Here is a 24,852-nt window from a genome sequence, read left to right on the forward strand (position 1 = left end):
ATGTTTCACGTGAAACAGTGCCGTCGAGTTCACGAAAATCGGGGGTCGGGGAAGGCCTCGACAAGGAGTCACCGAAAGGTGCGGCAAGGGAAGTGGAATCCTCTCCGGGGTGGCTACTCATGATCCTCACCGACAACAGGTTTCTCGGTTTGCACTTCGCCGCTTCCCTCGGCAGGGGTTACACGGGGGATTTCGGATTCCCCACCGCGGGCGCCGGGCACCGGCACGTACTCCGCATGGCCGGGAGTCACAGACACCAGGCGGTATTCCCCTAGCTCCTCCGGGATATCCGTAAGCACGGCACACGTAATGAGCACCTGCTCCGCAGCGGCAACCATAGCGCCCAGGCGATGGCGGCGCGCCGAATCGAGCTCGGCAAAGACATCATCAAGAATCAGGATGGGGGAGGCCCCCGGCGAAGAATCATCCTCCACGTGAACAAACCACGAAGCCAACTTCAGGGCCAATGCAAACGACCAGCTCTCACCGTGCGAGGCAAAATGCTTAACCGGAAGACCACCCAACAGCAGGGTCACATCCTCGCGATGCGGGCCCACCAGCGTCACACCGCGCTCAATCTCCTCGGCGCGCCGCTCAGCAAAACCATGCAGAAGCGCCTCCCTTAAATCCTCGATACTCATAAGGGCCGCGTGTTCGAGAGAACGCTCACCCATGCTCGCAAAGACGGTGGACTCGTAGGTGAAACCCACTTCTTTAGAACCGTCCGTCAGACCTGCATAGGCGCGACGCAGTTGGGGGAGTAGGCCCTGCAGCAGGCGAAAGCGTGCAGAGAGCAGCTGAGCACCCATCAATGCAAGCTGGTCATCCCACACGGCGAGGGTGCTCAGCGCGTTCTCGTCGCGAGCGCGGCGCTGCATCGACTTAAGTAGCGAATTACGCTGCCGCAAAATCCGCTCATACTCGCTACGGTACCCCGCCACCGCGGGGCGCAGAGAGACAGCCAGCTCATCCACAAATCGACGACGACCGGCGGGATCGCCCTTCACCAACTGCAAATCTTCGGGAGAAAACAGCACCGTGCGGGCAATCCCCAGGGCCTCCTTAGCGCGCACCGGGGCGGCCCGGTTAATGCGCACACGGTTCGCCTGGCCGGGTGCCACTTCAAACTCGGTCACGGTCTGCTGCGAGCCGCGCACAGCACGGGTACGAATGTAGGCTCGAGCGGCGCCCACTCGCACCAGCGGCCCATCGTGGCTCACCCGATGCGAAGAGAGGGCCGCCGCGTACTCAATGGCCTCCACAATATTTGTTTTTCCCACGCCATTCGAACCCAGAAAAACCGTCACCCCGGCCGACAGAGGCAGATTGAGCAGCGCGTAGGTGCGGTAATCCAGTAGCGAGATATGGTCGATGTACACCGGACGGCTCCTTTCGTGCGGTTCGGTCGAGGGGAGGGATAGGCGCGGACGGGGAAAAGCACAGCCCCGCGAGCCTTCCCTGGGCAGAGCCTCGGGATGCGCGCGGGGCGGCAAGCTACTAGTTCGAGGGCAGACGCACCGGCATCAGCAGATAGCGGTAGTTGCGGTCGTCCTCAGCCAGCGGCTCGTCCTGGCCCGAAATCACGGCGGGCTTGGGCGCATCGGTGAAGGAGAAGCGCACGAACTCGGTGCCGAACACCTTCAGGCCGTCCAGCAGGTAGGAGGGGTTGTACGCCACGGTGATGTCGTCGCCGGAGAGGTGAGCCTGCAGGGTTTCGGAGGCCTGAGCCTCGTCGCCGCGGCCCGCATCAATGGCGACCGAGCCCTGGGTGAACTTCAGGCGCAGCGGGGTGTTGCGCTCAGCCACGAGCGAGATACGGCGAGCCGCCTCAGTCAGGTCGGAGGTGCGAACCACCGCGTGAATGGGGGTCTGCTCGGGGAAGAGCGCACGGATGTTGGGGTAGTCGCCGTCCATCAGAACGCTCGTGGTGCGGCGGGTACCGGCGGCAAAACCGATCAGCTCGCCGGCTGCGGGTAGCGCAATGGAGAGCTCGCCGGAACCGGAGAGAGTGCTACCGACCTCGGAAACGGTCTTGGCCTTCAGCAGCACAGCTGCCTGAACATCGGGGTTGGTGGGGTTCCACTTGATTTCGCGCATGGCCAGACGGTAGCGGTCGGTGGCGAGCAGGGTTATGGTGTCGCCGTTGATCTCGACGCGGATACCGGTCAGTAGGGGCAAGGTTTCGTCTTTGGATACCGCGATCTGAACCTGCTTGACGGCTTCGGCAAATTCGGCGCCGTCGACGGTACCTGAGACTTCGGGCAGCTCAGGCAGCTCGGGGTAATCGGCCACGGGCATGCCGGCCAGCTGGAAGTTTGCGGAACGGCAGTGCAGGCGAATCACGGACTCATCGGCGGTGAACTCAACCTCGGCGTTCGGCAGAGAACGGCAAATCTCAGCCAGAATCTTACCGGGAACAAGGCACACGCCCTCGGCCTGAACATCGGCGGCGATAACCTGGCGGGCGCTGGTCTCGTGATCAAAGCTTGCGATGCTGACTTCGCCTGCGGAGGCGGTAATCAGCAGACCGTTGAGCACGGGGGAGGTAGGACGCAAGGGCAGGGAGCGTGCCGTCCAGCCGACTGCTTCGGCGAGGACATCGCGTTCAACGGTGAATTTCATCGAGAAGGCGCCTTTCACGGTGGTAGAGATTTGGTTTGTGGCGCACGTAAAGATGAACTGCGAGAGAGCCGGAAGGTTTCGCCTGCTCCAGTGCGCGGTGCCCGTGCGCGCGCGTCTATCCATCCTACCGGAATCCAGACGAATTGTAATTACAGGGATTCACGAGGAATGCGGCTGGTCTGTTCGGGTCACTAGCTGCGCATTTTTGTAATTACAAAGAACTGCGGAAAATCCCTTAAAAAGCATCGAAAATAGATTCGAAATTACGCCTTCGAAGATGTGGGTTTTTCACCAAAACCAACAGGGGCAAGGAACCAGTGAAGCGCTTACTTTTGCTCAGTATTTCCAGAAACCATACCGGATGAATGCTCCGAGCAGCCCAAAATGCATATCAAACTTCCCGGTAGCCCCGGGGCGGGGCAATGCTTCATGTTATGGAGAGGATTTTTTCTTTAAGTACAGTAGTATTATTAACGCTTGTGGAAACGGTGGAAAACCCGTTGAAACCCCGCAATGACGCGGAAGTAGCCTGTGGATATTAAGTGGAGGAATTCCCCTTGGGCTGAGGATGCATTGTGTATGGATATTTATACATTTACTCTCTTCCACATCTTTTGAATATTCATGCACTTAACGTCCACACGAGCGCCGGAGTTAAAGCACAGCTTATCCACACCCCCTATTTTGGGAATCTGCCACCTAATAATTCGTGGTCGCAAACACCCCTTTACCCCTCGAGCCGCCCCCGCATCCCCTATAAAACACCTTGTCAGAGATGTATAGAGGATACGTACGGCCCCGTGAGCCTAGCCGGCAGCGCGCTGCTCCTGGCGAATCAGGTTCGTCAACTCGGTCACCTGATTGAAAATCGTCTGTCGCTCGGCCATCTGTGCGCTCACCTTACGCACCGCGTGCATCACGGTCGTGTGGTCGCGGCCGCCCAAATCATTACCGATGCGCGGCAGAGACATCTCAGTCAGCTCACGCAGCAGGTACATCGCCACCTGGCGGGCGTTCGTGAGCGTGCGGGTGCGAGACTTCGACTGCATATCCTCAATGGACACGTCGAAATACTTCGCCACCGTCGAGAGCACCAGCGCCGAGGTAATCTCGGCACCACCCGTATCGGACAGCAAATCCTTCAGATAGGTCTCCGCCTCAGCCAGCGTGATGGGCTCCGGAGGCTTCTTCATCGAGGCGGCGGCGCTCGCGCGAATCAGAGCGCCCTCCAACTCGCGAATATTGGCCGTGACATGGGAAGCAATGTATTCCATAACGTCATCGCGCACCGGCAGAATCTCGCTCTGAGCCTTCTTGCGCAGAATCGCGATACGGGTCTCCAACTCCGGAGGCTGCACATCCACGTTCAATCCCGAGCCGAAGCGCGAACGCATCCGCTCGGCAAATCCGGTCAGCTGCTTCGGCGGCAAATCAGAGGTAATCACAATCTGCTTCTGGTGGTTGTAGAGTGCGTTGAAGGTGTGGAAAAACTCCTCCATCGTCGCCTCTTTACCCGCCAAGAACTGAATATCGTCGATCAAAAGCACATCAACGTTGCGGTAAATCTGCTTGAACGACGAACCCTCGTCGTCGCGAATCGAGTTGATGAAGTCGTTCGTGAATTCCTCGGAATTCACGTAGCGAACCCGCAGATTTGGGTAAAGGTACTTGGTGTAGTGGCCAATCGCGTGTAGCAGGTGGGTTTTACCCAGACCCGAACCGCCGTAGATGAACAGCGGGTTGTACACGATGCCGGGCTGCTCAGCTACGGCGAAGGCGCTTGCATGGGCAAAACGGTTGGACTGGCCAATCACAAAGGTGTCGAAGGTGTAATTCGGGTTCAGTCGGGCAGAGCTATCCCACGTCGGAGCGTTTTCCGGGTCTTCGTGCGGGGGTGCAGCCGGTGCGGCCGGAGCCTCAACAGGAGCCTTATGATGCGCGGTGTGGAAAGCGGTTCGCTCCGCCTCTAGGGTCTGCAACGAGGGGCGAGTCACCCGCTCATCAGCTGGAACGTGCGCCTCGGAATCCGGACCCGGATGCGGCTCGGTGTAGTACTCGAAAGCTCGGGAACCAGTGGGGGGCTCACGATGGGTCGGCTCGGCGTAGGGCACACCACCGGGGTAATCAGAAGGCTCAGCAGGCACCTGGTGCGCCGCTACAGTTGTAGGCTCGACGGGTGCGGCTTGCTCCGACTCATTAACGTCCTGACTTGCGCTTTCAATGGGAACCATTGTCTCATTCACATCAAAAAGTGCGGTGGTGGTGGGGCCGAATGCCTCGTGCAATGCTGCACGGAAGGGGGCGGTAATTTGCTCCTCAAACACGGCGCGGGTGAGCTTATTGGGCACCTCGATGATGAGGCGCGAAGATCCCATCAGGCCCTGGGGGCGGGCAAGATTCACAAAGCCACGCTGACGTGCCGTGACGTTCGGGTCGCTGCTCAGGATAGACAGCAGATGCGCCCAGCGCGCCTGAAGTGACTCGGTCATAGGGGTCTTTACCTCCGCTCAATCTGCCGCAGAAGATGCTGACTACTCAAACGAGCGCCAACAATGCCGAAACCTTCCGCAGGTCATTAAGATTCTACCCGCTTAATCCACAGGCGATTGACGTTATCCACAACGGTTTTCCACACGGTGGAAAAGTTGTAATTACAGATGTGGATGAAAGGTGGAAAAGGGTGGAGAAATCGACGTCTTTCCTATTATGACGGGGAATATTGCGAGCGTGTGCACCTGTGGATAAGTGGTATCCAAAGTGTTGTACTGACAGGATATGCACCGCGGTGGATGGCTGTCGCGTTGTGTTATCCCCAGGAAAAGTCGAGATGGTGAAGCAGCTGCACGGAATCCTGTGTATCCCCTCCACCATTTCCCGCGGCGCCCTCCGTCAACCCCAACCGCCACAAACCGTCCCCCACCAGCCCCGACACTCATCTCAAAGGAGCCCGGAATCACGCGGAAAAAAGCGAAAAGAACTTGATTTACGCCCGCCACTCTTCTAAAGTTGTGCTGTTGTGTGTGCACCGCCTACCGCGAATAGTCGCGATACCTCCGTGCACCAAGAAGCGTACGGTTCCGATACCCCGTGAGGGCACGAACCGCAAAAATCAAGGAGACAAAGTATGAGCAAGCGTACTTTCCAGCCGAACAACCGCCGTCGCGCCAAGAAGCACGGCTTCCGTCTGCGTATGCGCACCCGTGCAGGCCGCGCGATTCTGTCGAACCGCCGCGGTAAGGGCCGCGCAAAGCTCTCGGCCTAATTACGGCATATAGTTCGCCCGCCAATGCACACGCATCGGCGGGCGAACTATCATTAAGCGTAGAAATACGGAGGCCGGCCCTGCCGGCCTCCCCACTATGTAAAGGGGGAGACGTGCTGCCTCAACAGCACCGTATGCGCACCGGCGCTGAATTCTCCCACGCCTTCCGTTCCGGCATCCGCAGTGGACGCCGGAACATCGTTATATCTACGGCGAAAAATCCCGGAAAAACAACCCGGGTAGGTTTCATCGTGTCGAAGGCGGTGGGCAACGCGGTGACACGCAACCTGGTTAAGCGCCGGTTGCGTGAGCTTGCCGCGCTCACCTGCGCCGCGCATCCGGAAGGGTACGCCATCGCGGTGCGGGCGCTTCCCGCCTCCGCACAGGCAGACTGGAATCAGCTCCGCAAAGACTACGAATCTGCCCTCGAAACGACTCTCGCCAAGCTCAACCGACCCTCATCGACCGAGGGAGAGCAATGAGCCACTCCCGTACTTCACGCCGCGATGAATGCTTTCACCCCCATCACAGCGGCACGTATAGCGCCAGGGAGCCCCTCATTGGCCCCGACGAGCTGTTGGCATTAGCCCCCAACGAGTTCGTGCATCCTGAATCTTTTCTGCAGGCCCTCTATGTTCTGCCGCAGAACCTGCTGATTGCGTGCATGAAGGCCTATCGTACGGTCGTTTCCCCGCTCTACGGGAACGTGTGCCGCTATTACCCGACCTGCTCGGCGTACGCCCTGGAAGCGTTTACAACTCACGGTGCGTTGGGTGGGCTTTCTCTGACGGTGCGGCGCATCCTGCGGTGCGTTCCCTGGGCGACCGGTGGTGTTGATCCGGTTCCTGCGGGGCGGCGAGTCTTCGCCCCGGGAGCGGAACCAAAGATTGTTCTGCTCAACCACCCCGACCGTTATATGCCATCTCACACCTCTTGCGCCCGCCCCGAATAGGCGGCGCCTTCGACTTACCGACTTTGTAAGGTCTTTAAGGAGTATTCTTCGTGAATCCTATCGACATGATTCTTTGGCCGTTTAAATGGATCGTCTCCGTGGTCCTATGGCTGTTCCATACGCTGTTCACCGCGGTGGGTATGGACCCCGCCTCCGGCCTGACCTGGGTTCTGTGCATCATCTTCCTGACTCTGGTGATGCGTACCCTGACCATCCCGCTGTTCGTCAAGCAGATTAAGGCTATGCGCGGTATGACCGCGATGCAGGGCGATATGGCGAAGCTGCAGGAGAAGTACAAGGGTAAGAAGGACCAGCTCTCCCGCCAGGCGATGGCTCAGGAGCAGATGGAAATGTACCGTAAGCACGGTACGAACCCCTTCGCATCCTGCCTGCCGATTCTGGCTCAGATGCCGATCTTCTTCGGTCTGTACCAGGTGCTGATGGGCGTTCCCACCGCGGCGCAGAGCAACCAGGGCGTGCTCATGCTGCCGGCTGAACTGGTGCACCAGTTCAACGACTCCCAGATTTTTGGTGCTCAGCTGTTTGCGACCATGATGCACCCGGGTGCCGGTGACGCCACCGCGACGGTGGTTCAGGCTGCCATCATGATTGTGATGATGAGTGCCACCCAGTTCTACATTCAGAAGCAGCTGAGCGTGAAGAACATGTCTGAGGCTGCTCTGAACTCCCCGATGTTCCGTCAGCAGCAGATGATTATGTACATCTTCCCGATCATCTTCGCTGTTTCCGGTATTAACTTCCCCCTCGGTGTGATGTACTACTGGACCGTCTCGAACCTCTGGTCGCTGGGTCAGCAGTGGTGGGTTATCCGCAATAACCCGACCCCCGGTTCTCAGGCGGAGCGTGAGCTGAACGCTCGCCGTGCAGCGAAGGGCCTGCCTCCGGTGGGTAAGACCCGCGAGCAGCACGAGAAGGACCTGCAGGAGGCTCGCGAGCGTGCCGCAGCCGGTCAGCGCCAGCAGCCGGTAAGTAAGAAGCGTCAGAAGCAGCAGCGCAATAAGCAAAACGGAAAGTAGTAGGCTTTCCTCCCATTCGGGCCGGGCTCACGCCGCGTAAGGCGCGGGCCCGGCGCCGTGTATGAGATACTTTGTACCCCTAAAACCCGCAAACACCCGAGGATTATCGTGACTGAAGCTATGGAATATGAGGAGCAGCTCGGCGACGAGCAGTTCGTGGACGAAGCCGCCGAAGGCTACGAGGAGATCGACGATATCGAGGAAGAAGGCGATATTGCCGCCGATTACCTCGAGGAGCTCCTGGACATTGCCGACCTGGATGGCGACATTGACATTGAGGTGCGTAATAACCGCATCTATCTTTCGGTCGTCAACGACGACGATGACAACGAAGAGCTGCGTCACCTGGTGGGTCGCCACGGCGAGGTGCTGGATGCCCTGCAGGAGTTGGTGCGCCTGTCCGTTCTGGCTGGCAACGGCACCCGTTCGCGTCTGATTCTGGACATTGCAGGTTACCGTGCTGAGCGTCGCGAGTACCTGGAGAAGATTGCCGCCGAGGCTATCGAGAAGGTGCGAGCCACCGGCCGCGACGAGCACATGAAGCCGCTGAGCCCCTACGAGCGCAAAGTGGTGCACGACGTGGTAGCCGCCGCCGGCTTGTACAGCGAGTCGGAGGGTGAGGGTCCGCGTCGCCACGTCGTGATTTCTCTCCCCGAGGTAGGAGTCTAAGGTGGAGGAAACGAAGGTAACTCTGAACGAGAACGAACGCGCCGCCGCCGAGGCCGTGTTTGGTGAGCGCTTGCCTCTGGCGGAGCGCTACGTACAGCACCTGGCGACGACCGGCATCGAGCGTGGCCTGATCGGTCCTCGCGAGGTGCCGCGCCTGTGGGCCCGCCACGTGCTCAACTGTGCCGTGGTGCAGGAGTATATTGCTCCGAATACCTCTGTGGCCGATGTTGGCTCGGGTGCGGGCTTGCCGGGCCTTTGCCTGGCCATAGCCCGCCCGGATTTGAAGCTGACCCTGATTGAACCGCTGGAGCGTCGCGTTATCTGGCTCAACGAGGTGATTGAGGATCTGGGGCTGGAGAACGTGACCGTGATGCGCTCGCGTGCCGAGCAGGCCGTGGGGGCCGTGGATGCGGATGTTGTCACCGCCCGCGCCGTGTCCGCTCTGGTGGGCTTGCTGGATATTACCCTGCCGATTCTGCGCGGCACCGGCGAGCTGTTGGCCCTGAAGGGGCGCAGTGCCGCTGAGGAGATTACCAAGGCGAAGAAGAAACTGAACCGCTACGGCGCCCGCGAGACTGAGATTCTGACGGCGGGTGCAGATCTGTTGGAGGAGCCGACCACGGTGGTGCGCGTACGCCTCTAGTACTGCAGGGTTGGGGTATTGCAGAAACGTAAATATAAATACCCCGTGAAGGATTGCGGACGCTTATCGAAAGGTGGCGTTGCGCCAGGGGAGTGGAAACACTCGCTCGGTGCGGCGCCACCTTTCTACGTCTGACGCACCTGTATCCGGCGCATGTATCCAGAATGACTCCTCACGTGGAGTATTGCCGCCGCGACGGGTACCCTTGAAGGAGGGGTTGAACTTCAGGCTGAGGTCGGCAATGATTGGATGGCGACAGGCGATCTGCCGCACCCTGTGTAGCCCTCAGGAGCGTGCTTGTGCACTGCGGTGTTTCACATGAAACATCACGCGTAGCCAAGACTGCAATGTTTCACGTGAAACATTGGCGCCTGGCACACGTGGGGGTTCATGTTAGCTCCTACGGTGGGTACTGATGTAGACCATACCTACCTGAGGCACCCCTCCCAGAAACATCAATGCGAATTACGACTCGGATTACGGAAGGCACCCGATGACTCATCACGCCCAGAAAGCGGCCGCAGATCTACTCCCCAAGCCTGTGCATACGCGTGTCTTTACCGTGTCGAATCAGAAGGGTGGCGTTGGAAAGACCAGCACCGCCGTCAACCTTGCCGCCGCGCTCGCAGAAGCCGGCCTGAACGTCCTCGTCATCGATAATGACCCGCAGGGCAACGCATCGACTGCCCTGGGTATCGAGCACGGCGTGGATGTGCCCAGCGTCTACAATGTGCTCATTGAAGACAAGCCTCTCGCTGAAATTGTTCAGGAATGCCCCGATATGCCCGGTCTATTCTGTGCGCCCGCCAATATCGACCTTGCGGGCGCTGAGATCGAGCTGGTCTCTCTCGTGGCGCGAGAGACTCGCCTCAAGAACGCGCTGGTGGACTACACGGAGTGGCGCGAGAAGCAGGGGATGCCTCGCCTCGACTACGTATTCATCGACTGCCCGCCGAGCCTCGGCCTACTTACCGTGAATGCCTTCGTGGCCGCCGAGGAAATCCTAATTCCGATTCAGTGTGAGTACTACGCCCTCGAGGGCCTGAGCCAGCTACTCAAGAATATTCAGATGATTCAGAAGCACCTAAACTCGAAGCTTCGCATTAGCACGATTCTGCTCACCATGTACGATGCCCGTACCAACCTGGCGTTCCAGGTGGCGGAGGAGGTGCGCGAACACTTCCCGCAGGAAACCCTGGGTGTGAAGATTCCTCGCTCTGTGCGCATCTCCGAGGCGCCCAGCTACCAGCAGACCGTTATTACCTATGATTCCTCCTCGACCGGTGCTCGTGCCTATCGAGAGGCTGCTCAGGAGCTTTCGAGTCGCTTGGCCTAATCTGTATTTTGAATACGGGACGTGATGTCGCTATCCGTATTTTAAACATCCCCTCCACACTGTTTATGAGGTGTGTGGAGGGGATGTTTCTATTGATAAAAAGCTAAAATTCTTTAGAAAACACCCTGTAATGGTTTTATCTTTGATATATTTTAAAATTTTTGGATGCTCCTTAAACCTCTCCCTGAATGTCGCGTGATTCGTCTACACTAGATAAAGAAGTAAAATGAGCGGACTCATCCGGGAGTCCAAAGGAGTGACGATGGCTGAGAAGCGACGTGGTTTGGGCCGTGGTCTGGGGGCCCTGATTCCCCAGAGCACGAAGAATTCTGGAAGCGCCGAGAAGAAGGCGGCCAAGCAAGAGGTAGCGCCCGAGGTCACCCCGCAGTCGAAGGTGGTTGCTCCCGCTCCCGTAGGTGAGCCTGTGAGTGACGGCCTGTTTGAGATGGCTCATGAGGTTAAGCCTGAGAAGCCTCGTCGAGCTCCTAAGTCGGAGGCCCCTAAGGAGCCTGTAAAGCCCGCTCAATCTGAACCTCGCCACACCGATTCTGTGCAGGATGTTTCACGTGAAACATCGAAGAAAAAGTCTCGCGTCGATATGGGTGCAGCCCTGCGCAACACGACCCTGACCCGCCGCCCGGTGGATTTCTTCTTTGGCGAAGATGTCCCTGTGCCCGGTGCAGATGAGCAGGAGGAGTCTAACCTGGTGCCGGTGCCCGGCGCTCAGTTTGCTGAGCTCAATGTGCGCGATATTCACCCCAACCGCAAGCAACCGCGAACCGATTTCGATGAGCAGGATATGGAGGAGCTCATCCACTCGGTGCGCGAGATTGGTGTCTTGCAGCCCATCGTGGTGCGTCCCTCTCGCGAACATGGGGCAGAGAAGTACGAGCTGGTCATGGGCGAGCGCCGTTGGCGCGCTACCCAAGCGGCTGGCCTCTCGACGATTCCCGCGATTATTCGCGAGACCGATGACGAAGACCTACTGCGTGACGCCCTACTGGAAAACCTGCACCGTAGCCAGCTAAACCCCATCGAAGAGGCGGCGGCCTACCAGCAGCTGATGGAGGAATTCGACACCACCCAGGAGCAGCTCGCCAAGCGCATTGGTCGTTCCCGTCCCCAGATTTCGAATACGATTCGCCTGCTGAAGTTGCCAGCCCTCGTGCAGCGTCGCGTTGCCGCAGGGATTCTCTCAGCCGGCCATGCCCGTGCGCTCCTGGTCCTGAGTGACCAGGGGCAGATCGAGACCGTTGCTCAGAAGGTCGTGAATGAGGGACTGTCGGTGCGTGCCACCGAGGAGCTCGTGGCTGCCACCTCCGGCGCGGAGGAGCCTAAAGTGCGCAAGGCTCCCCGGCCGCAGAAGCATCGCGAGCGCCTGGACTACATTGCGGAGGCTTTCGCCGATAAGCTCGATACTTCCGTGAAGATTTCTCTGGGAGCCCGCAAGGGCAAGATGACGATTGAGTTTGCCAACGTGGAGGACTTGAACCGTATTATCCGTGTTTTGGACTCTGATTTCTCAGGGTAATACCCATTGGAAAAGTACTTATAACAACTGAAATCAGTTGAATATGCAGAAATCCCCCGGTAATGTTTCACGTGAAACATTACCGGGGGATTTCTCTAGCCTCTTGAGATTAACCCAGGTGCTCGGAGAACTCAGCAAGGAGGGCGGACTTCGTCTTGGCGCCCACGGTCTTCTTAACGACCTCGCCGCCCTTGAAGAGATAGATGGCCGGGATGGAGGTGATGCCGTACTTCATAGCGGTGTCACCGCTGGCCTCAACATCCACCTTGACTACGTCGACGCGGCCGGCATACTCGTCGGCAATCTCGTCAATGATGGGACCCACCATGCGGCAGGGGCCGCACCATTCGGCCCAGAAATCAACGATAACCGGCTTGTCGTTGCCGAGTACCAGCTCGTCAAAAGTTGCATCGGTTGCCTGCTGTGCGTTGCTCACAGGACTCTCCTTTCGTGTGGGGGAGAGGAACTCTCCGTCAGTTCTTAGAGGTTTTCGAGGTAGTGCTGGGCGTCCAGGGCCGCGACGGCACCAGAGCCCGCAGCGATAATAGCCTGGCGGTAGGTCGGGTCAATGACGTCGCCCGCGGCAAACACGCCGGGAACGGAAGTCTTCGAAGAACGACCCTGAACCGCAATCGTGTGGTTCTCGGTAATCTCCAACTGATCACGAACGAGCTCCACGCGAGGGTCAGAACCGATAGCAATGAACAGACCCTGGACCTCCAAGCGGCTCTCCGAGCCATCCTTGGTGTTGGTGAGGGTTACCGCCTCCAGGTTGCTCTCGCCGTGCACAGCGGTCACGGCAGAGTCCCAGACAACCTCAATCTTCGGGTTCTTGAAGACTCGCTCCTGCATAATCTCGGAGGCACGGAAAGCGTCGCGGCGGTGCACCAGGTACACCTTGGATGCGAAGGTGGTCAGGAAGAGAGCCTCCTCCAGCGCGGAGTCACCGCCGCCGACCACAGCAATTTCCTTGTCCTTGAAGAAGAAGCCATCGCAGGTGGCGCACCAGGAAACGCCATAACCGGAGAGACGATCCTCGCCCTCGATGTTGAGCTTACGCACCTGAGAACCGGTGGTCATGATGACGGTCTTGGCCAGGTGTACCGCACCGTCTGCGGTGTACACCTTCTTCACGTCGCCGGTCAGTTCGACCTTGTCGACGTCCTGGTAGCGAATGTCGGTGCCGAAACGCTCAGCCTGCTGGCCAATGTTGTCCATAAGCTCGGGGCCCTGAATACCCTGGATGAATCCGGGGAAGTTTTCCACCTCGGTGGTGTTCATGAGGGAGCCGCCGGGGGCGAGCGAGCTGGCGAAGAGGACCGGCTTCAAGCTGGCACGTGCAGCGTAGATTGCGGCGGTGTAGCCGGCGGGGCCGGAACCCACGATGATGACGTCGTGGATCGTCGAGTCGGTTTCTACCTCGGCCTTCGTGGGTGCTTCCTCTGCGGATGCGGAGGCGAGGTTCAGATTGCCCAGAGCGGCGCCTCCGAAGAGGCCTCCCAGGTTCTCAGTCATTGCGTATCTCTTCTGTAGAAGGTCTTATCGTATACCCCCGTGTAACGGGGCATTACCCTTGATTATTCCATCTTGGGGGACCCTTATCCAGATATCCCTCGTGGTGCGGGCTCGCGAGCGTCTCGAACGCCATAAAGGGACACAAAGGGTAACAAAAGGGCGGGGTCGCAAACCGTACACATCGGTTCGCGACCCCGCCACAAAAGAGAGGATGAATCATCCGAGGATGAGTCTCTACCGGCTACTAGTCCACCTTGATTTCGTTGATGCGCAGACCGTAATTCCAAGCTCCAATCGGCAGGGAGAGGCGGGGCAGCTCGTTGACCACGATGATCACGTAGGCGCCCTTTTCCGCGCTCTGCTTGGAGGTGTCCAGGGTGACGACCGCATCCTTGCCTTCGAAGGTGCCCTTGCCGACCTCAACCGCGCCGCTCAGAGATGCGGAGCTGTTGGTGTAGACGGTGAAGGAACCGCCGGTGCCGGTGTTCTGCTGGATGGTCAGCTTAGAAACGACGGTGGGGGTCTGTAGCTTCACTGCCAGGCCGAAGTCCTTGATGGAACCGGCGTAGTTGGCGGTACCAAAGCCGTAGCTAATCCAGGCGGTGTTGGCGTTGCCGTCGGTCAGGTTCGGAATCAGGGAATCCATGTCGCTCATGAACGTGGGTTCCGAGGGGGCGAAACGCGCCACGGATGCGATCTTCGCGGGTGCGTTCGAGGCCTTGGCGGTCGAGGTGGCCGAGGGGGAAGCCTCTGCGCTGGCCGTCTCGCTGGCCGAAGCCTTCGGGGTGTGCGGCGCAGCTGCCTGGTTGGAGCCCAGGGCACCCAGAGAGGTCAGCACGCCACCTGCAACGATGACCAGCAGCAGGACGGCGGCTAGGGCGACGGCCCAGGTTCCACGGCTGCCGCCTTCGTCTTCGTCCTCTTCATCCTCGTAGATGCTGGTGGGCTCGGAGTAGGCGGTCACGGTGCCGCTCTCACCGGAGTTCCAGCTCTTGGAAGCGCTGATGGTTTCCTGGCTGGCGGTGCCGGAGGAGACCTTCTCGTAGGAGTTGGGGGAGCGCTCCGCATCGGAATCGCCGAAGATTTCGGTGCCCAATGCATCCTCTGCGTTGGAGAGCGCGTGGTTCTCGACGAGGAGGGTGTCGAGCAGGGTATCCGGGCGGATGTGCGAGGTGACCAGGTAGCGGCTTCCCTCGGGGGTGATGCCCAGGTCGAGAATCTGAATGTTGCCTCGGGAATTGGTGGCGAGCGCACGGGAGTTAGCCTCCAGCAGGGCGCTACGGCTGGGTGAGGCGACGACGATTGAGACCTTGCGGTTAAGGATCTGGTCGATGCCTTCGAGCACCATATCGGACTCTGCCGTAATGATGATGTGGGCGGTAATTTCGTAGCGGCCGCCGAGGACCGATCCGACCGGAATCTGTTGCGACAACGTGTTCTCCCGAGGTGGTTTCAAGGTGCCTGCCGTATGGCGGGCTCTGCTAATAGATTCTACCCGGCTTTGCAATAGGCCGTGGTTGAGTGATAGTTCGTGACGTACCGGGCGCCTGCGGGCCTAGCGGCGGGCCAGGCGTTCGAGCTTGGAGGTGATGGGTGCCAGGAGCGCGTTAGCTTCCTTGACGCGGAAAATCTGCACGCCCGCCAGGTAGGCGAGGCCCATGACCGAGCCGCAGACCACCAGAGTGATGATGGAGGTGATCTTGGAGGACCACGCGAAGCCGTCGAGCTGGTATCCGCCGAGCAGCCACAGGGCGATGGCGGCAATCGCGCCGGCGAAGAGCGAGGCGAGAATCGTGCGCGCGTAGACGCTGACGATGCCGCGCTGGCCGTAGTAGCCGAGGCGGCGACGCACCATGTAGTGGCTGATGAACATGAGCAGAATGTTGTGGATGGGGTAGATCCAGGCGAGCATGTACACGGTGTACTGGGCGTCGAGCATGGAAGCTGCGAAGCTCATGACGACCATGATGATGGCGGAGTATACCTGGATGCGGAAGGGGGTGCGTGCGTCTTCGCGGGCGTAGAGCACGCGGCTGTAGAGGTAGTTGATGGTGAGCGTGGGGGTGCCGAGCGCGGTGATGACGATGAGGCGGGCGATGATAGTGGCCGCAATGGGGTCGCCGCCGCTGAACAGTACTGCGATGGGGCCGGCCAGCACGATGAGTCCGACCATGCAGAAGACGGTGGCAACGGCGGCGTTACGCAGGCCGTGGGAGAGGGCGTAGATGACGCTGTCGCTGTCGTCGGCGATAGCGGAGGCGCTCATACGGTTGAAGAGCACGGTGGCGATGGAGATGCCGATAACGCCGTGCGGCAGCATGTACAGCATGGAAGCGTAGTTGAGGGCTTGCAAACCCGGAATCTGGATGCCCATCGCGGCGTAGTGCTCGCGCTGGCCGACGATGCCGGCAGCGACCTTGGTCATGTAGAGGAAGGCCAGGTTTGAGATGATGCCGGAGGCGAGGGTCCATGCGGCGAGCTTGGAGGCTTCGCGTAGGCCGATGCCGCGCCACGCGAAATCGGGCTTGAGGCGCAGGCCGAGCTTCCGTAGGGGAATGAAGAGGACGAGTGCCTGCATGACCACGCCGAGGGTTGAGGATCCGGCGAGCACGAGGGTTTGTGCGCTGGTCCAGGTGTCTACGGTGTGGAGCGGGTGGGGGTTGGGGGTTTGTGCTCCGAAGAGGAAGATGAAGAGGAACAGTGACAGGATGGTGATGACGTTGTTCAGCACCGGCGACCACATGTACGCGCCGAAGGCGTCCTTCGCGTTGAGTACCTGCCCGATGACGGTGTAGAGGCCATAGAAGAAGATCTGGGGTAGACACCAGAGGGAGAAGATGAAGCCGAGCTGCCGTTGTTCGGGGGTCCATCCCGAGCCCATGACGCTGATGATGGGCCAGGCGCAGGCGACGGTGATGAGCGTGACCAGGCCGATGGCGGTGACGGTGAGCGTGACGAGCTTGGAGATGTAGCGTGCGCCGCCGTCTTGGGCTTTGGCGGCCTTGATGATTTGGGGCACGAGAACCGCGTTGAACACGCCACCGGCAACGAGCACGTAGATGAGGTTGGGGAGGGTGTTTGCGGTTTCGAAGACGTCACCGACGGTAGAGAGTGAACCGATAGCGACGGTGAGCAGGATGGTCTTGACGAATCCGAGGATGCGTGAGACGAGTGTACCTGCGGCCATGATTGCGCTTGAGCGGGCGTCGGTTCGTGCCACGTGTCTCTCCTGTGTTGGCGGTGATGGTCGGTCGGTTGTCTTCGGGGCTTTGTCCGGGTGCCTTCGGGGTGTTGCCATGTGATGGCATGCCGGGACGTTAGAGGTGGGTGGTGATGTATTCGCTGGCGCTGCGGGCGATGTGCTGTTCGTTGGCGAACGAGAGGCGGGTGGGCAGCTCTGCGAGGGGGACCCATGCGACGTCGATGGCTTCGTGGTCGGGGTCGTTGTCGATGCTGAGCTCGCCGCCGGTTGCCGCGAAGAGGTAGTGGTGTACGGTTTTGTGGATGCGTAGTCCGTTGGAGGTGAACCAGTAGGCGATGGTGCCGAGGGAGGCTACGGGGTAGCCGGTGATTCCGGTTTCTTCGGCGATTTCGCGTCCGGCTGCTTCAACTCGGGTTTCGCCGCGTTCGATGTGCCCTTTCGGTAGGCACCATTCGCGCTGGCCGGTGCGGTTGATTCGGGCGATGATGGCTGCGGGGAGTTCTTCGGGTCGATCGAAGTCGATGATGAGCCCTCCGGCGGATACTTCTTCGGGGGCTGGTACCGCTCGCGCGGGCGCGGCGAAGCGCGTTTTGGGTGCGCGGGATACGGGAATGCTCATGGTTCTACCTTAACTGATGGAGGAGGGTTTTGGCGCTTCGGGGCGGGGTGATGTGAGCATCCTGTGCGGTGCTGGGTGGTCGTGGAGGTGTTTTATCTGGCACGATTAAAGGATTATGTCGCTGTTTATTGATGTTGTGTCGAAGTATCCGGATGCCGCCGAGCTGGGAGAGCTGTACCGTACGGCGGGGTTTGAGCTGTACCTGGTGGGCGGTATTGTCCGCGACAATCTGCTGGATGATGGTGGCCATTTCACTGATTTTGATTTGACGACGGATGCTACTCCGGAGCAGAGCGAGCAGATTTTGCGTGCGTGGGGTGAACACACGTGGGATATCGGTAAGGAGTACGGCACGATTAGCGCCCGTAAGAACGGTGTGGTGTATGAGGTGACTACGTACCGTGCTGAGGTGTATGTTTCGGATTCGCGTAAGCCGACGGTTGAGTTTGGCACGGATTTGAGTGCTGACCTGGTGCGTCGCGATTTCACGATTAATGCGATGGCTGCGGCTTTGCCGAGCGGCGAGGTGGTTGATCTTTTCGGCGGTGTGGAGGATTTGCGTGAGGGTGTTCTGCGCACCCCGCGCTCGCCGCAGGAGTCTTTTTCTGAGGATCCGCTGCGTATGATGCGTGCGGCTCGTTTTGCGGCGCGTTTTAATCTGCGCGTGGCCCCGGAGGTTTTCGAGGCGATGCGTGAGATGGCTGGCCGCATTGAGATTATTTCGGCTGAGCGTGTGCGTGATGAGCTGGTGAAGCTGATTGATGCGGATTACCCGCGGGTGGGTTTGAACCTGCTGGTGGATACCGGCCTGGCGGATTATGTTTTGCCGGAGCTTCCCGCGCTACGCATGGAGATGGATCCTGCGCATCACCATAAGGATGTGTATGAGCATTCGCTGAAGGTGCTGGAGCAGGCGATGGAGAAGGAGACGGACGAGGATGGTCCGTGTCCGGCTCCGGACTTTATTCTGCGTTTCGCGGCGCTGATGCACGATATCGGCAAGCCGAAGACCCGCAAGTTTGAGAAGGACGGCTCCGTCTCGTTCCTGCACCACGAGGTGGTGGGCGCAAAGATGGTGAAGAAGCGTATGCGTGCGCTGCGTTTTGATAATGACACGATTAAGGCTGTGGCCCGCCTGGTGGAGCTGCATATGCGTTTCTACGGTTACCGCGAGTCGGGTTGGACTGATTCTGCGGTGCGCCGTTATGTGCGTGATGCGGGCGATCAGTTGGAACGCCTGCACCGGGTATCCCGTTCTGATGTGACGACCCGTAATCGTCGTTTGTCGCGTTCGCTGGCTGAGGCGTATGACGATTTGGAGCGTCGTATTGCCGAGCTGGCGGCCCAGGAGGAGCTGGATGCGATCCGCCCCGACCTGGACGGCGGTCAGATTATGCAGATTTTGGGGATTGCGCCGGGCCCGGTGGTGGGTGAGGCGTATAAGTTCCTGCTGAATCTGCGCCTGGATGAGGGCTCGCTTCCTGAGGAGGAGGCGAAGGCGCGTCTTCTGCAGTGGTGGGAGCAGCGCCGCCAGGCGTAGCTTCTGGGGGTTTCGGTACCGCATCGCATGGTTGAGCTCACGCGGTACGGTACTATTGCATCCGCTCAGCGTGGTGTATTGTTAATAAATCTATGCGTGTTCCCCAACCGGTGTGCTTCACGTATAGGGCACAATGAATCTCCTGCTATGGAAATCCCATAGCCGTTTAGCCCAAAGGAGGGGTTTAATCATGCGTGCATACGAACTGATGGTTATCCTCAGCCCCGAGGTTGAGGACCGTGCGGTTGAGCCGTCGCTGTCCAAGTTCCTCGAGATCGTCACCAGCGAGGGCGGCTCTATCGACAACGTCGATATCTGGGGCCGTCGCCGCCTGGCATACGAGATCCAGAAGAAGTCCGAGGGTATCTACGCAGTGGTGAACTTCACCGCTACCCCCGAGACCGCAGCTGAGCTCGATCGTGTTCTGAACCTGAACGAGTCCGTCATGCGTACCAAGATCATCCGCCCGGAGGATCAGAAGATCTCCAACAAGTAGTTGCGCCCTCCGATGGCTGACCCTCTAAAAATGTCAGGGGGTTGCGCTGTACTGGAATCAACACACTTGTAACTCTTATCGAGGAGGCATCTTATGGCAGGCGATACCGTTATTACCGTTATCGGTAATCTGACGAGCGATCCGGAGCTCCGTTACACCCCTGCGGGTGCAGCGGTTGCTAATTTCACGATCGCGTCGACTCCGCGTTCGTTTAACCGTCAGACCAACCAGTGGGAGGATGGGGAGACCCTGTTCCTGCGTGCGTCGGTGTGGCGTGGTTATGCTGAGAACGTTGCGGAGACCCTGAAGAAGGGTACCCAGGTTATCGCACAGGGCCGTCTGAAGTCCCGCTCGTACGAGACCAAGGAAGGCGAGCGTCGTACCTCGTTTGAGCTTGAGGTCGAGGAAATCGGCCCGACTCTGCGTTTTGCTACCGCACAGGTGACTCGCGCGCAGCGTTCTGCCGGAGGAAACTTCGGTGGAGGTGTGCAGGGCGGCTTTGGCGGTGGCGCCGGGTACAACGCCCCTGCTCAGGGCGGCTACTCCGCTCCTCAGCAGAATAATTTCGCGGCTCCCCAGGGTAATGGTTATTCCGGTCAGACCGGTTACTCCGCTCCGGTTGCTCCTGCAGCCCCGGCAGCTCCCGCTGCTGATCCGTGGAGTTCCCAGTCCGGCGGTAACTATGATTGGGGTAGCGGCGCCGACGATGAACCTCCGTTCTAAGCCGGTTTCGTTTTCCGAATAGTAATTTATCAATCCATCCCGCGGTTATCCGCCGCGGGCTCCCAACTCTAAGGAGCACCACGATGGCTAAGGCTGAAATCCGTAAGCCCAAACCGAAGCAGAACCCCCTCAAGGCTGCTGACGTCACCGTTATTGACTACAAGGACGTCGCACTTCTGCGCAAGTTCATCTCCGACCGCGGCAAGATCCGCGCTCGCCGCGTGACTGGCGTGACCGTTCAGGAGCAGCGCAAGATCGCTCAGGCTATTAAGAACGCCCGCGAAGTTGCTCTGCTGCCCTACTCCGGCGCTGGCCGCTAAAGAGAAGGAGAGACAGTAACATGGCTAAGATCATTCTGACTCAGGAAGTTTCCGGCCTCGGTGCAGCTGGCGATGTTGTCACCGTTAAGGACGGCTACGCACGTAACTACCTGCTGCCCCGCGGTTTCGCTGTGACCTGGACCCAGGGTGGCGAGAAGCAGGTTGAGTCCATCCGCGCCGCTCGTGCGGCTCGCGCCAAGGCTTCTCTGGAAGAGGCTCAGGCAATTGCTGCGTCGCTGGCTGCTAAGCCGGTTGTCGTTGCACACAAGGCTGGCGCTGACGGCCGCCTGTTCGGTACCGTCAAGGCTGACGCTATTGCTGAGGCTATTGAGGCTGCTGGTATTGGCTCCGTTGACAAGCGCACCATCCACCTGGGTTCCGCTATTAAGCGCACCGGTGAGTACAAGGTGACTGTCCGCCTGCACGCTGACGTTGTTGCTAACGTTGTCCTGGACGTCGTTGCTGCTGCGTAAGTAGATTTTTAGATATTTGACGCCGCGGCGTTGAGTATTTGGACGGGGTGTTCTTCCTTCGGGAGGAGCACCCCGTCTGCTGTACCCGCTTCGCAATGTTTCACGTGAAACATTGATAATGGGGTAGAGGGTGTACACTCTGAGCCCGGAGGAGCGATGGACGCGACGCAGGCTGACAGACCCCGTAGACTGGTAGACATGGCTAAATCTTTATCGCGTATGTCCTCAAGTGCCCAGCTTCTGATGACCGGCGCCATTCTGGAGGGCGTGAACTTGTTGCTGTGTGCCCTGGCGCTTATTCCAATGGCAGATGCTAATCTCGCTACGACTCTGCTGTTGCTTTTTCTGATTGTTGGCGGCTTGGGATCTAGCATTGCGGTGGTATGCGCCCTGGTGGGCTTGGTTAAGTTCCGCCGCTTTCGCTGGTCTAACGTTCTCCTGCTCTTGGTGTCTATTGCGACGAACCCGCTACTTGTGCTCACCCTGTATGTGAGCGCGTCCTAGCCCCGAGAACGGCACACACACTTTTCTCTGCTAATATTCCGCACTTCTCAGCGTTCTACGGGTCTTCTCCCAGCTGCTTTCCAGCTAAATTCAATCCTCCCGTAAGGTTGGCAATGTTTACTATAAGTGTTGGTTCGAGAGGACTGCGATGTGAATGTGTGTGTTTCGTGTAGCGGGGAGGCCCGCTTGCGAAAGAAGGAGGGCAAGGCAAAAGCGCCTTGCCTTCCTTCTTTTAACTTGATGTATGGATTCGGGACGCCGTCCCGGGGAAATGCTGTGTATCTGACGTGATTCTATGGATCGTTCGTATCTTCAATGGGCGGTGGAAACGGGTGCTGGATGTGTGTGAGGAACCCTAATTTTAGGGAGAAATCTATTCCCAGCTTTCTTCCAGCTTTAACCTACAGGGAATAAAGGTTTACGCGTAATACTTTATATAGATGGTTCGAGAGAACCGTCAGAAAGTTGGACTTTCCTTGCGGAAGTGGCTCTGATTTTCGTATGTATGTGTGTGTGATGAGACTGGGGTTGAATCGAAAGATTCGGCTCCAGTTTCTGTTTAACCTCTGGGGTCGCGGTGCCGCGGCTAGAGTGTTAGATACCGCGGCGTTGCGGGCTGCTGTATCTAGGGTGAACTGTAACAAAGGGTACCCATACTCTCGTATAACGTCATATTTCCTTTCTCTGGTATTACAGGTCTAGAATTAAGGAAGATAAATTTTGCATATTAGATACAAATATTGAGGAGTTGTCTTCCGTGTCTAAGACCCCTTCCGTTCCCGGTACTGACCGTCCCGCCGATAAGGCTGCGGGCCACTGGCTACTCGCGCAGCTGGGCAAGAAGGTTCTGCGTCCCGGTGGTCGTGAGACCACCAACTGGCTGTTGGCTCGCGCCCTGGGTGGCGACATTGACGTCGTGGAATTTGCCCCGGGCCTGGGTATTACCGCTCAGGAGATTGTGAAGCGTTCCCCGAAGAGCTACACCGGTGTAGATCTCGACCCCAAGGCCGCCGAAATTGTGACCGAGCGTATTGGTGCGGCGACTAAGCCGAATTACCGCGTGGTGAACGCTAGCGCCCAGGAGACTGGTCTGCCTTCCGAGAGCTATGACGCCGTGGTGGGCGAGGCGATGCTGACCATGCAGACCGATAAGCACAAGCTGGAGATTATGCGCGAGGCGGCTCGTCTGCTGCGTCCGGGTGGCTACTACGCTATTCACGAGATGTCCCTGGTTCCCGATTACCTGCGCCCCGAGCTGAAGGAAGAGATTCAGAAGGATTTGGCGCGCACTATTCGTGTGAATGCCCGCCCGCTGACTGTCGCCGAGTGGACTGCCCTGGCGGAAGAGGCTGGCTTTGAGGTGCTGGATGTGTACCAGACCGATATGGCGCTGCTGGAGCCGAAGCGTCTGCTGGCTGATGAGGGTCCCGCTGGCGTTGCAAAGATTGCGTTCAACCTGGCGCGTAAGCCGCAGATTCGTGAGCGTGTGCTGGGTATGCGTGGCGTGTTCCGCCGTCACGCCGACCATATTGGCGCTATCGGCCTGATTCTGCGTAAAAAGTAGTTCACGTACGATTCATAATGTTTCCGAGAGATTCGGATGCACGGTGAGGCGGCTACCCGAATACGGGTGGCCGCCCCACCATTGTGCGCGTACCCGTATTTAAGCTCTCTGGGGCTGGCGGGGCTGCTGGTACCTCATAATGGAGAGGTAGAGTTTTTGCTCGGGCGAGATGCCCGGGCCTCCACGGTTTCGGGTGAATGAGGTTTTATGTCTGAGTCTTCGGTGGATTACGGTTCTCGCACGATGCCTCATGATGATGTGGCTGAGCAGTCTGTACTGGGTGGCATGCTTCTGTCGAAGGACGCTATTGCGGATGTGGTTGAGAGCCTGCGTGCGTCCGATTTCTATAAGCCGGCGCACGAGACGATTTATGAGGCGATTCTGTCTCTCTACGGTCACGGTAGCCCTGCGGATGCGATTACGGTTGCTGATGAGCTGAAGAAGCGCGGCGAGCTGACTCGTGTGGGTGGCGCGGCGTATTTGCACACTTTGATTGCTTCGGTGCCTACCGCCGCGAATGCCCAGTACTATGCCGAGATTGTGAAGGAGCACGCGATTATGCGCCGCCTGATTGAGGCGGGTACTAAGATCGCGCAGCTGGGCTATGCCAACGAGACCGAGGTCGATACTTTGGTCGATCAGGCGCAGGCTGAGATTTACGCGGTGACCGATGGCAACGCGAAGGAAGATTATGTGTCCTTCTCGGATGCCTTGGAAGCGACGATGCGTGAGATTGATGCAAACTCGAACCGTCCCGATGGCGTGTACGGCGTGCCGACTGACTTTATCGAGCTTGATGAGCTGACCGGTGGCCTGCACGGTGGCCAGATGATTGTGATTGCGGCTCGTCCGGGTGTGGGCAAGTCGACCCTGGCTCTGGATATTGCTCGTTCGGCAGCTATCCATCACCACATGGCGACGGTTTTCTTTTCCCTGGAGATGAGCCGTACTGAGCTGGCGATGCGTGTTCTCTCTGCGGAGGGCAAGATTTCGATGGGTCGCCTGAAGAAGGGTGACCTTGATACTGAGGGTTGGACGAACCTGGCGACTTTGCAGGGTCGTATTGATTCTGCGCCTCTCTTTATTGATGATTCCCCGAATATGACTCTGATGGAGATTCGCGCGAAGTGTCGTCGCCTCAAGCAGCGTAATGATTTGAAGCTTGTGGTGCTGGACTACCTGCAGCTGATGAGTTCGGGTAAGAAGGTTGAGTCGCGTCAGCAGGAGGTTTCGGAGTTCTCTCGCAGCCTGAAGCTGTTGGCTAAGGAGCTGGATGTTCCGGTGATTGCGCTGTCTCAGTTGAACCGTGGTTCGGAGCAGCGTACTGATAAGCGTCCGATGGTTTCGGATTTGCGTGAGTCGGGTTCTATTGAGCAGGATGCGGATATGGTGATTCTGCTGCATCGTGAGGATATGTATAACCCTGAGAGTGATCGTGTGGGTGAGGCGGACATGATTATTGCTAAGCACCGTGGTGGTCCGACTCGTACTATCCCGTTGGCGTTTAGCGGTAAGTACTCGCGCTTCAACAATATGGCGAATGAGGCGCCTCCCCAGTACTAACCAGTTCAGTACTAACCAGCCCAGTACTAAGCTTCAGTACTCAGCGGCTTTACCCCTCTTCTTCTGTTCCTTTCGGAATGGAAGGGGAGGGGCTTTTTGTACCTATAGGTACGGGGCGCCCAGGCGCATGGTTAAGGGCTGCGGAGGGGGCTCTAGAGGGCATTCTGCGAGGGTTTGAGTGGTTTCTTCTGTGTTTATAAGGTTTTTTGGAAGTTTTTTGGAGATTTTTTGGCACGCCTGAAACGTACTGACTAGGTATTTTGGTGTTTGGGTGGGTGTTT

24 protein-coding genes are annotated in these 24,852 nt (G+C 58.5%); 16 read left to right on the forward strand and 8 right to left on the reverse strand.

Features of this window, described 5'->3' with window-relative positions:
* Positions 1-113: 113 nt before the first annotated feature.
* The 3 genes from recF to dnaA form a co-directional block, all read right to left on the reverse strand.
* On the reverse strand, positions 114-1,379 hold the full coding sequence (recF, locus tag JX292_RS08460) for a DNA replication/repair protein RecF (RefSeq protein ID WP_239653708.1): 1,266 nt from the start codon (positions 1,377-1,379) through the stop codon (positions 114-116).
* 118 nt (positions 1,380-1,497) lie between these two features.
* Positions 1,498-2,622 (reverse strand): DNA polymerase III subunit beta, encoded by a 1,125-nt coding sequence (dnaN, locus tag JX292_RS08465; RefSeq protein WP_204863371.1) that lies wholly within the window; start codon positions 2,620-2,622, stop codon positions 1,498-1,500.
* An 806-nt stretch (positions 2,623-3,428) separates the two neighbouring features.
* Positions 3,429-5,111: a chromosomal replication initiator protein DnaA gene (gene dnaA, locus JX292_RS08470; RefSeq protein ID WP_204863372.1), complete on the reverse strand. Its 1,683-nt coding sequence runs from the start codon at positions 5,109-5,111 to the stop codon at positions 3,429-3,431.
* A gap of 635 nt (positions 5,112-5,746) precedes the next feature.
* Here dnaA and rpmH point away from each other — a divergent pair.
* The 8 genes from rpmH (at position 5,747) to JX292_RS08510 (ending at position 12,052) form a co-directional block, all read left to right on the forward strand.
* Positions 5,747-5,884 (forward strand): 50S ribosomal protein L34, encoded by a 138-nt coding sequence (rpmH, locus tag JX292_RS08475; protein ID WP_049332235.1) that lies wholly within the window; start codon positions 5,747-5,749, stop codon positions 5,882-5,884.
* Between the two features lie 113 nt (positions 5,885-5,997).
* Positions 5,998-6,366, forward strand: a complete 369-nt coding sequence (gene rnpA / locus JX292_RS08480) for a ribonuclease P protein component (RefSeq protein WP_204863373.1) — start codon at positions 5,998-6,000, stop codon at positions 6,364-6,366.
* Positions 6,363-6,836, forward strand: a complete 474-nt coding sequence (gene yidD, locus JX292_RS08485; protein WP_204863374.1) for a membrane protein insertion efficiency factor YidD — start codon at positions 6,363-6,365, stop codon at positions 6,834-6,836. Before rnpA ends, yidD begins: the two co-directional genes overlap by 4 nt.
* Positions 6,837-6,886: 50 nt before the next feature.
* Positions 6,887-7,873 carry a membrane protein insertase YidC gene (yidC, locus tag JX292_RS08490; RefSeq protein ID WP_204863375.1) on the forward strand — a complete coding sequence of 329 codons (987 nt, stop codon included), beginning with the start codon at positions 6,887-6,889 and terminating at the stop codon, positions 7,871-7,873.
* Positions 7,874-7,981: 108 nt separating this feature from the next.
* On the forward strand, positions 7,982-8,542 hold the full coding sequence (locus JX292_RS08495; protein WP_049332228.1) for a protein jag: 561 nt from the start codon (positions 7,982-7,984) through the stop codon (positions 8,540-8,542).
* Between the two features lies 1 nt (position 8,543).
* On the forward strand, positions 8,544-9,185 hold the full coding sequence (gene rsmG / locus JX292_RS08500; RefSeq protein WP_204863376.1) for a 16S rRNA (guanine(527)-N(7))-methyltransferase RsmG: 642 nt from the start codon (positions 8,544-8,546) through the stop codon (positions 9,183-9,185).
* Between the two features lie 493 nt (positions 9,186-9,678).
* Positions 9,679-10,521 carry a ParA family protein gene (locus tag JX292_RS08505; RefSeq protein WP_204863377.1) on the forward strand — a complete coding sequence of 281 codons (843 nt, stop codon included), beginning with the start codon at positions 9,679-9,681 and terminating at the stop codon, positions 10,519-10,521.
* 262 nt (positions 10,522-10,783) lie between these two features.
* Positions 10,784-12,052 (forward strand): ParB/RepB/Spo0J family partition protein, encoded by a 1,269-nt coding sequence (locus tag JX292_RS08510; RefSeq protein WP_204863378.1) that lies wholly within the window; start codon positions 10,784-10,786, stop codon positions 12,050-12,052.
* A 109-nt stretch (positions 12,053-12,161) separates the two neighbouring features.
* On the opposite strand, the gene trxA is transcribed toward JX292_RS08510, so the two are convergent.
* The 5 genes from trxA to JX292_RS08535 all read right to left on the reverse strand — a co-directional run bounded on the left by trxA (position 12,162) and on the right by JX292_RS08535 (position 17,388).
* Complete coding sequence (gene trxA / locus JX292_RS08515) at positions 12,162-12,488, reverse strand: thioredoxin (RefSeq protein ID WP_204863379.1); 327 nt, start codon at positions 12,486-12,488, stop codon at positions 12,162-12,164.
* A 44-nt stretch (positions 12,489-12,532) separates the two neighbouring features.
* Positions 12,533-13,567: a thioredoxin-disulfide reductase gene (trxB, locus tag JX292_RS08520; protein ID WP_204863380.1), complete on the reverse strand. Its 1,035-nt coding sequence runs from the start codon at positions 13,565-13,567 to the stop codon at positions 12,533-12,535.
* A gap of 244 nt (positions 13,568-13,811) precedes the next feature.
* Positions 13,812-14,999, reverse strand: a complete 1,188-nt coding sequence (locus JX292_RS08525; protein WP_204863381.1) for a serine/threonine protein kinase — start codon at positions 14,997-14,999, stop codon at positions 13,812-13,814.
* A 123-nt stretch (positions 15,000-15,122) separates the two neighbouring features.
* The gene (gene murJ / locus JX292_RS08530; RefSeq protein ID WP_204863382.1) at positions 15,123-16,787 is read right to left on the reverse strand and encodes a murein biosynthesis integral membrane protein MurJ; all 1,665 of its coding nucleotides are present in this window, start codon (positions 16,785-16,787) and stop codon (positions 15,123-15,125) included.
* A 97-nt stretch (positions 16,788-16,884) separates the two neighbouring features.
* The gene (locus JX292_RS08535) at positions 16,885-17,388 is read right to left on the reverse strand and encodes an NUDIX hydrolase (RefSeq protein ID WP_204863383.1); all 504 of its coding nucleotides are present in this window, start codon (positions 17,386-17,388) and stop codon (positions 16,885-16,887) included.
* A gap of 115 nt (positions 17,389-17,503) precedes the next feature.
* On the opposite strand from JX292_RS08535, the gene JX292_RS08540 reads away from it, so the two are divergent.
* From JX292_RS08540 to dnaB, 8 genes are all read left to right on the forward strand, one after another.
* Complete coding sequence (locus JX292_RS08540) at positions 17,504-18,928, forward strand: CCA tRNA nucleotidyltransferase (RefSeq protein WP_204863384.1); 1,425 nt, start codon at positions 17,504-17,506, stop codon at positions 18,926-18,928.
* A 190-nt stretch (positions 18,929-19,118) separates the two neighbouring features.
* Complete coding sequence (rpsF, locus tag JX292_RS08545; protein WP_204863385.1) at positions 19,119-19,424, forward strand: 30S ribosomal protein S6; 306 nt, start codon at positions 19,119-19,121, stop codon at positions 19,422-19,424.
* Positions 19,425-19,517: 93 nt separating this feature from the next.
* Entirely contained in the window at positions 19,518-20,147 is a 630-nt protein-coding gene (locus JX292_RS08550) for a single-stranded DNA-binding protein (RefSeq protein ID WP_204863386.1), read from the forward strand.
* A gap of 83 nt (positions 20,148-20,230) precedes the next feature.
* A complete protein-coding gene (rpsR, locus tag JX292_RS08555; protein WP_004005948.1) occupies positions 20,231-20,467 on the forward strand; it encodes a 30S ribosomal protein S18 in 237 nt (78 codons plus the stop codon).
* Between the two features lie 20 nt (positions 20,468-20,487).
* Positions 20,488-20,940 (forward strand): 50S ribosomal protein L9, encoded by a 453-nt coding sequence (gene rplI / locus JX292_RS08560; protein WP_204863387.1) that lies wholly within the window; start codon positions 20,488-20,490, stop codon positions 20,938-20,940.
* Positions 20,941-21,138: 198 nt separating this feature from the next.
* The gene (locus JX292_RS08565; RefSeq protein ID WP_204863388.1) at positions 21,139-21,444 is read left to right on the forward strand and encodes a hypothetical protein; all 306 of its coding nucleotides are present in this window, start codon (positions 21,139-21,141) and stop codon (positions 21,442-21,444) included.
* 757 nt (positions 21,445-22,201) lie between these two features.
* Positions 22,202-23,008 carry a class I SAM-dependent methyltransferase gene (locus tag JX292_RS08570; protein WP_204863389.1) on the forward strand — a complete coding sequence of 269 codons (807 nt, stop codon included), beginning with the start codon at positions 22,202-22,204 and terminating at the stop codon, positions 23,006-23,008.
* Positions 23,009-23,215: 207 nt separating this feature from the next.
* Complete coding sequence (gene dnaB / locus JX292_RS08575) at positions 23,216-24,571, forward strand: replicative DNA helicase (RefSeq protein WP_204863390.1); 1,356 nt, start codon at positions 23,216-23,218, stop codon at positions 24,569-24,571.
* Positions 24,572-24,852 lie beyond the last annotated feature (281 nt).

The sequence above is a fragment of the Rothia mucilaginosa genome (assembly GCF_901875305.1).
GTDB lineage: Bacteria > Actinomycetota > Actinomycetes > Actinomycetales > Micrococcaceae > Rothia.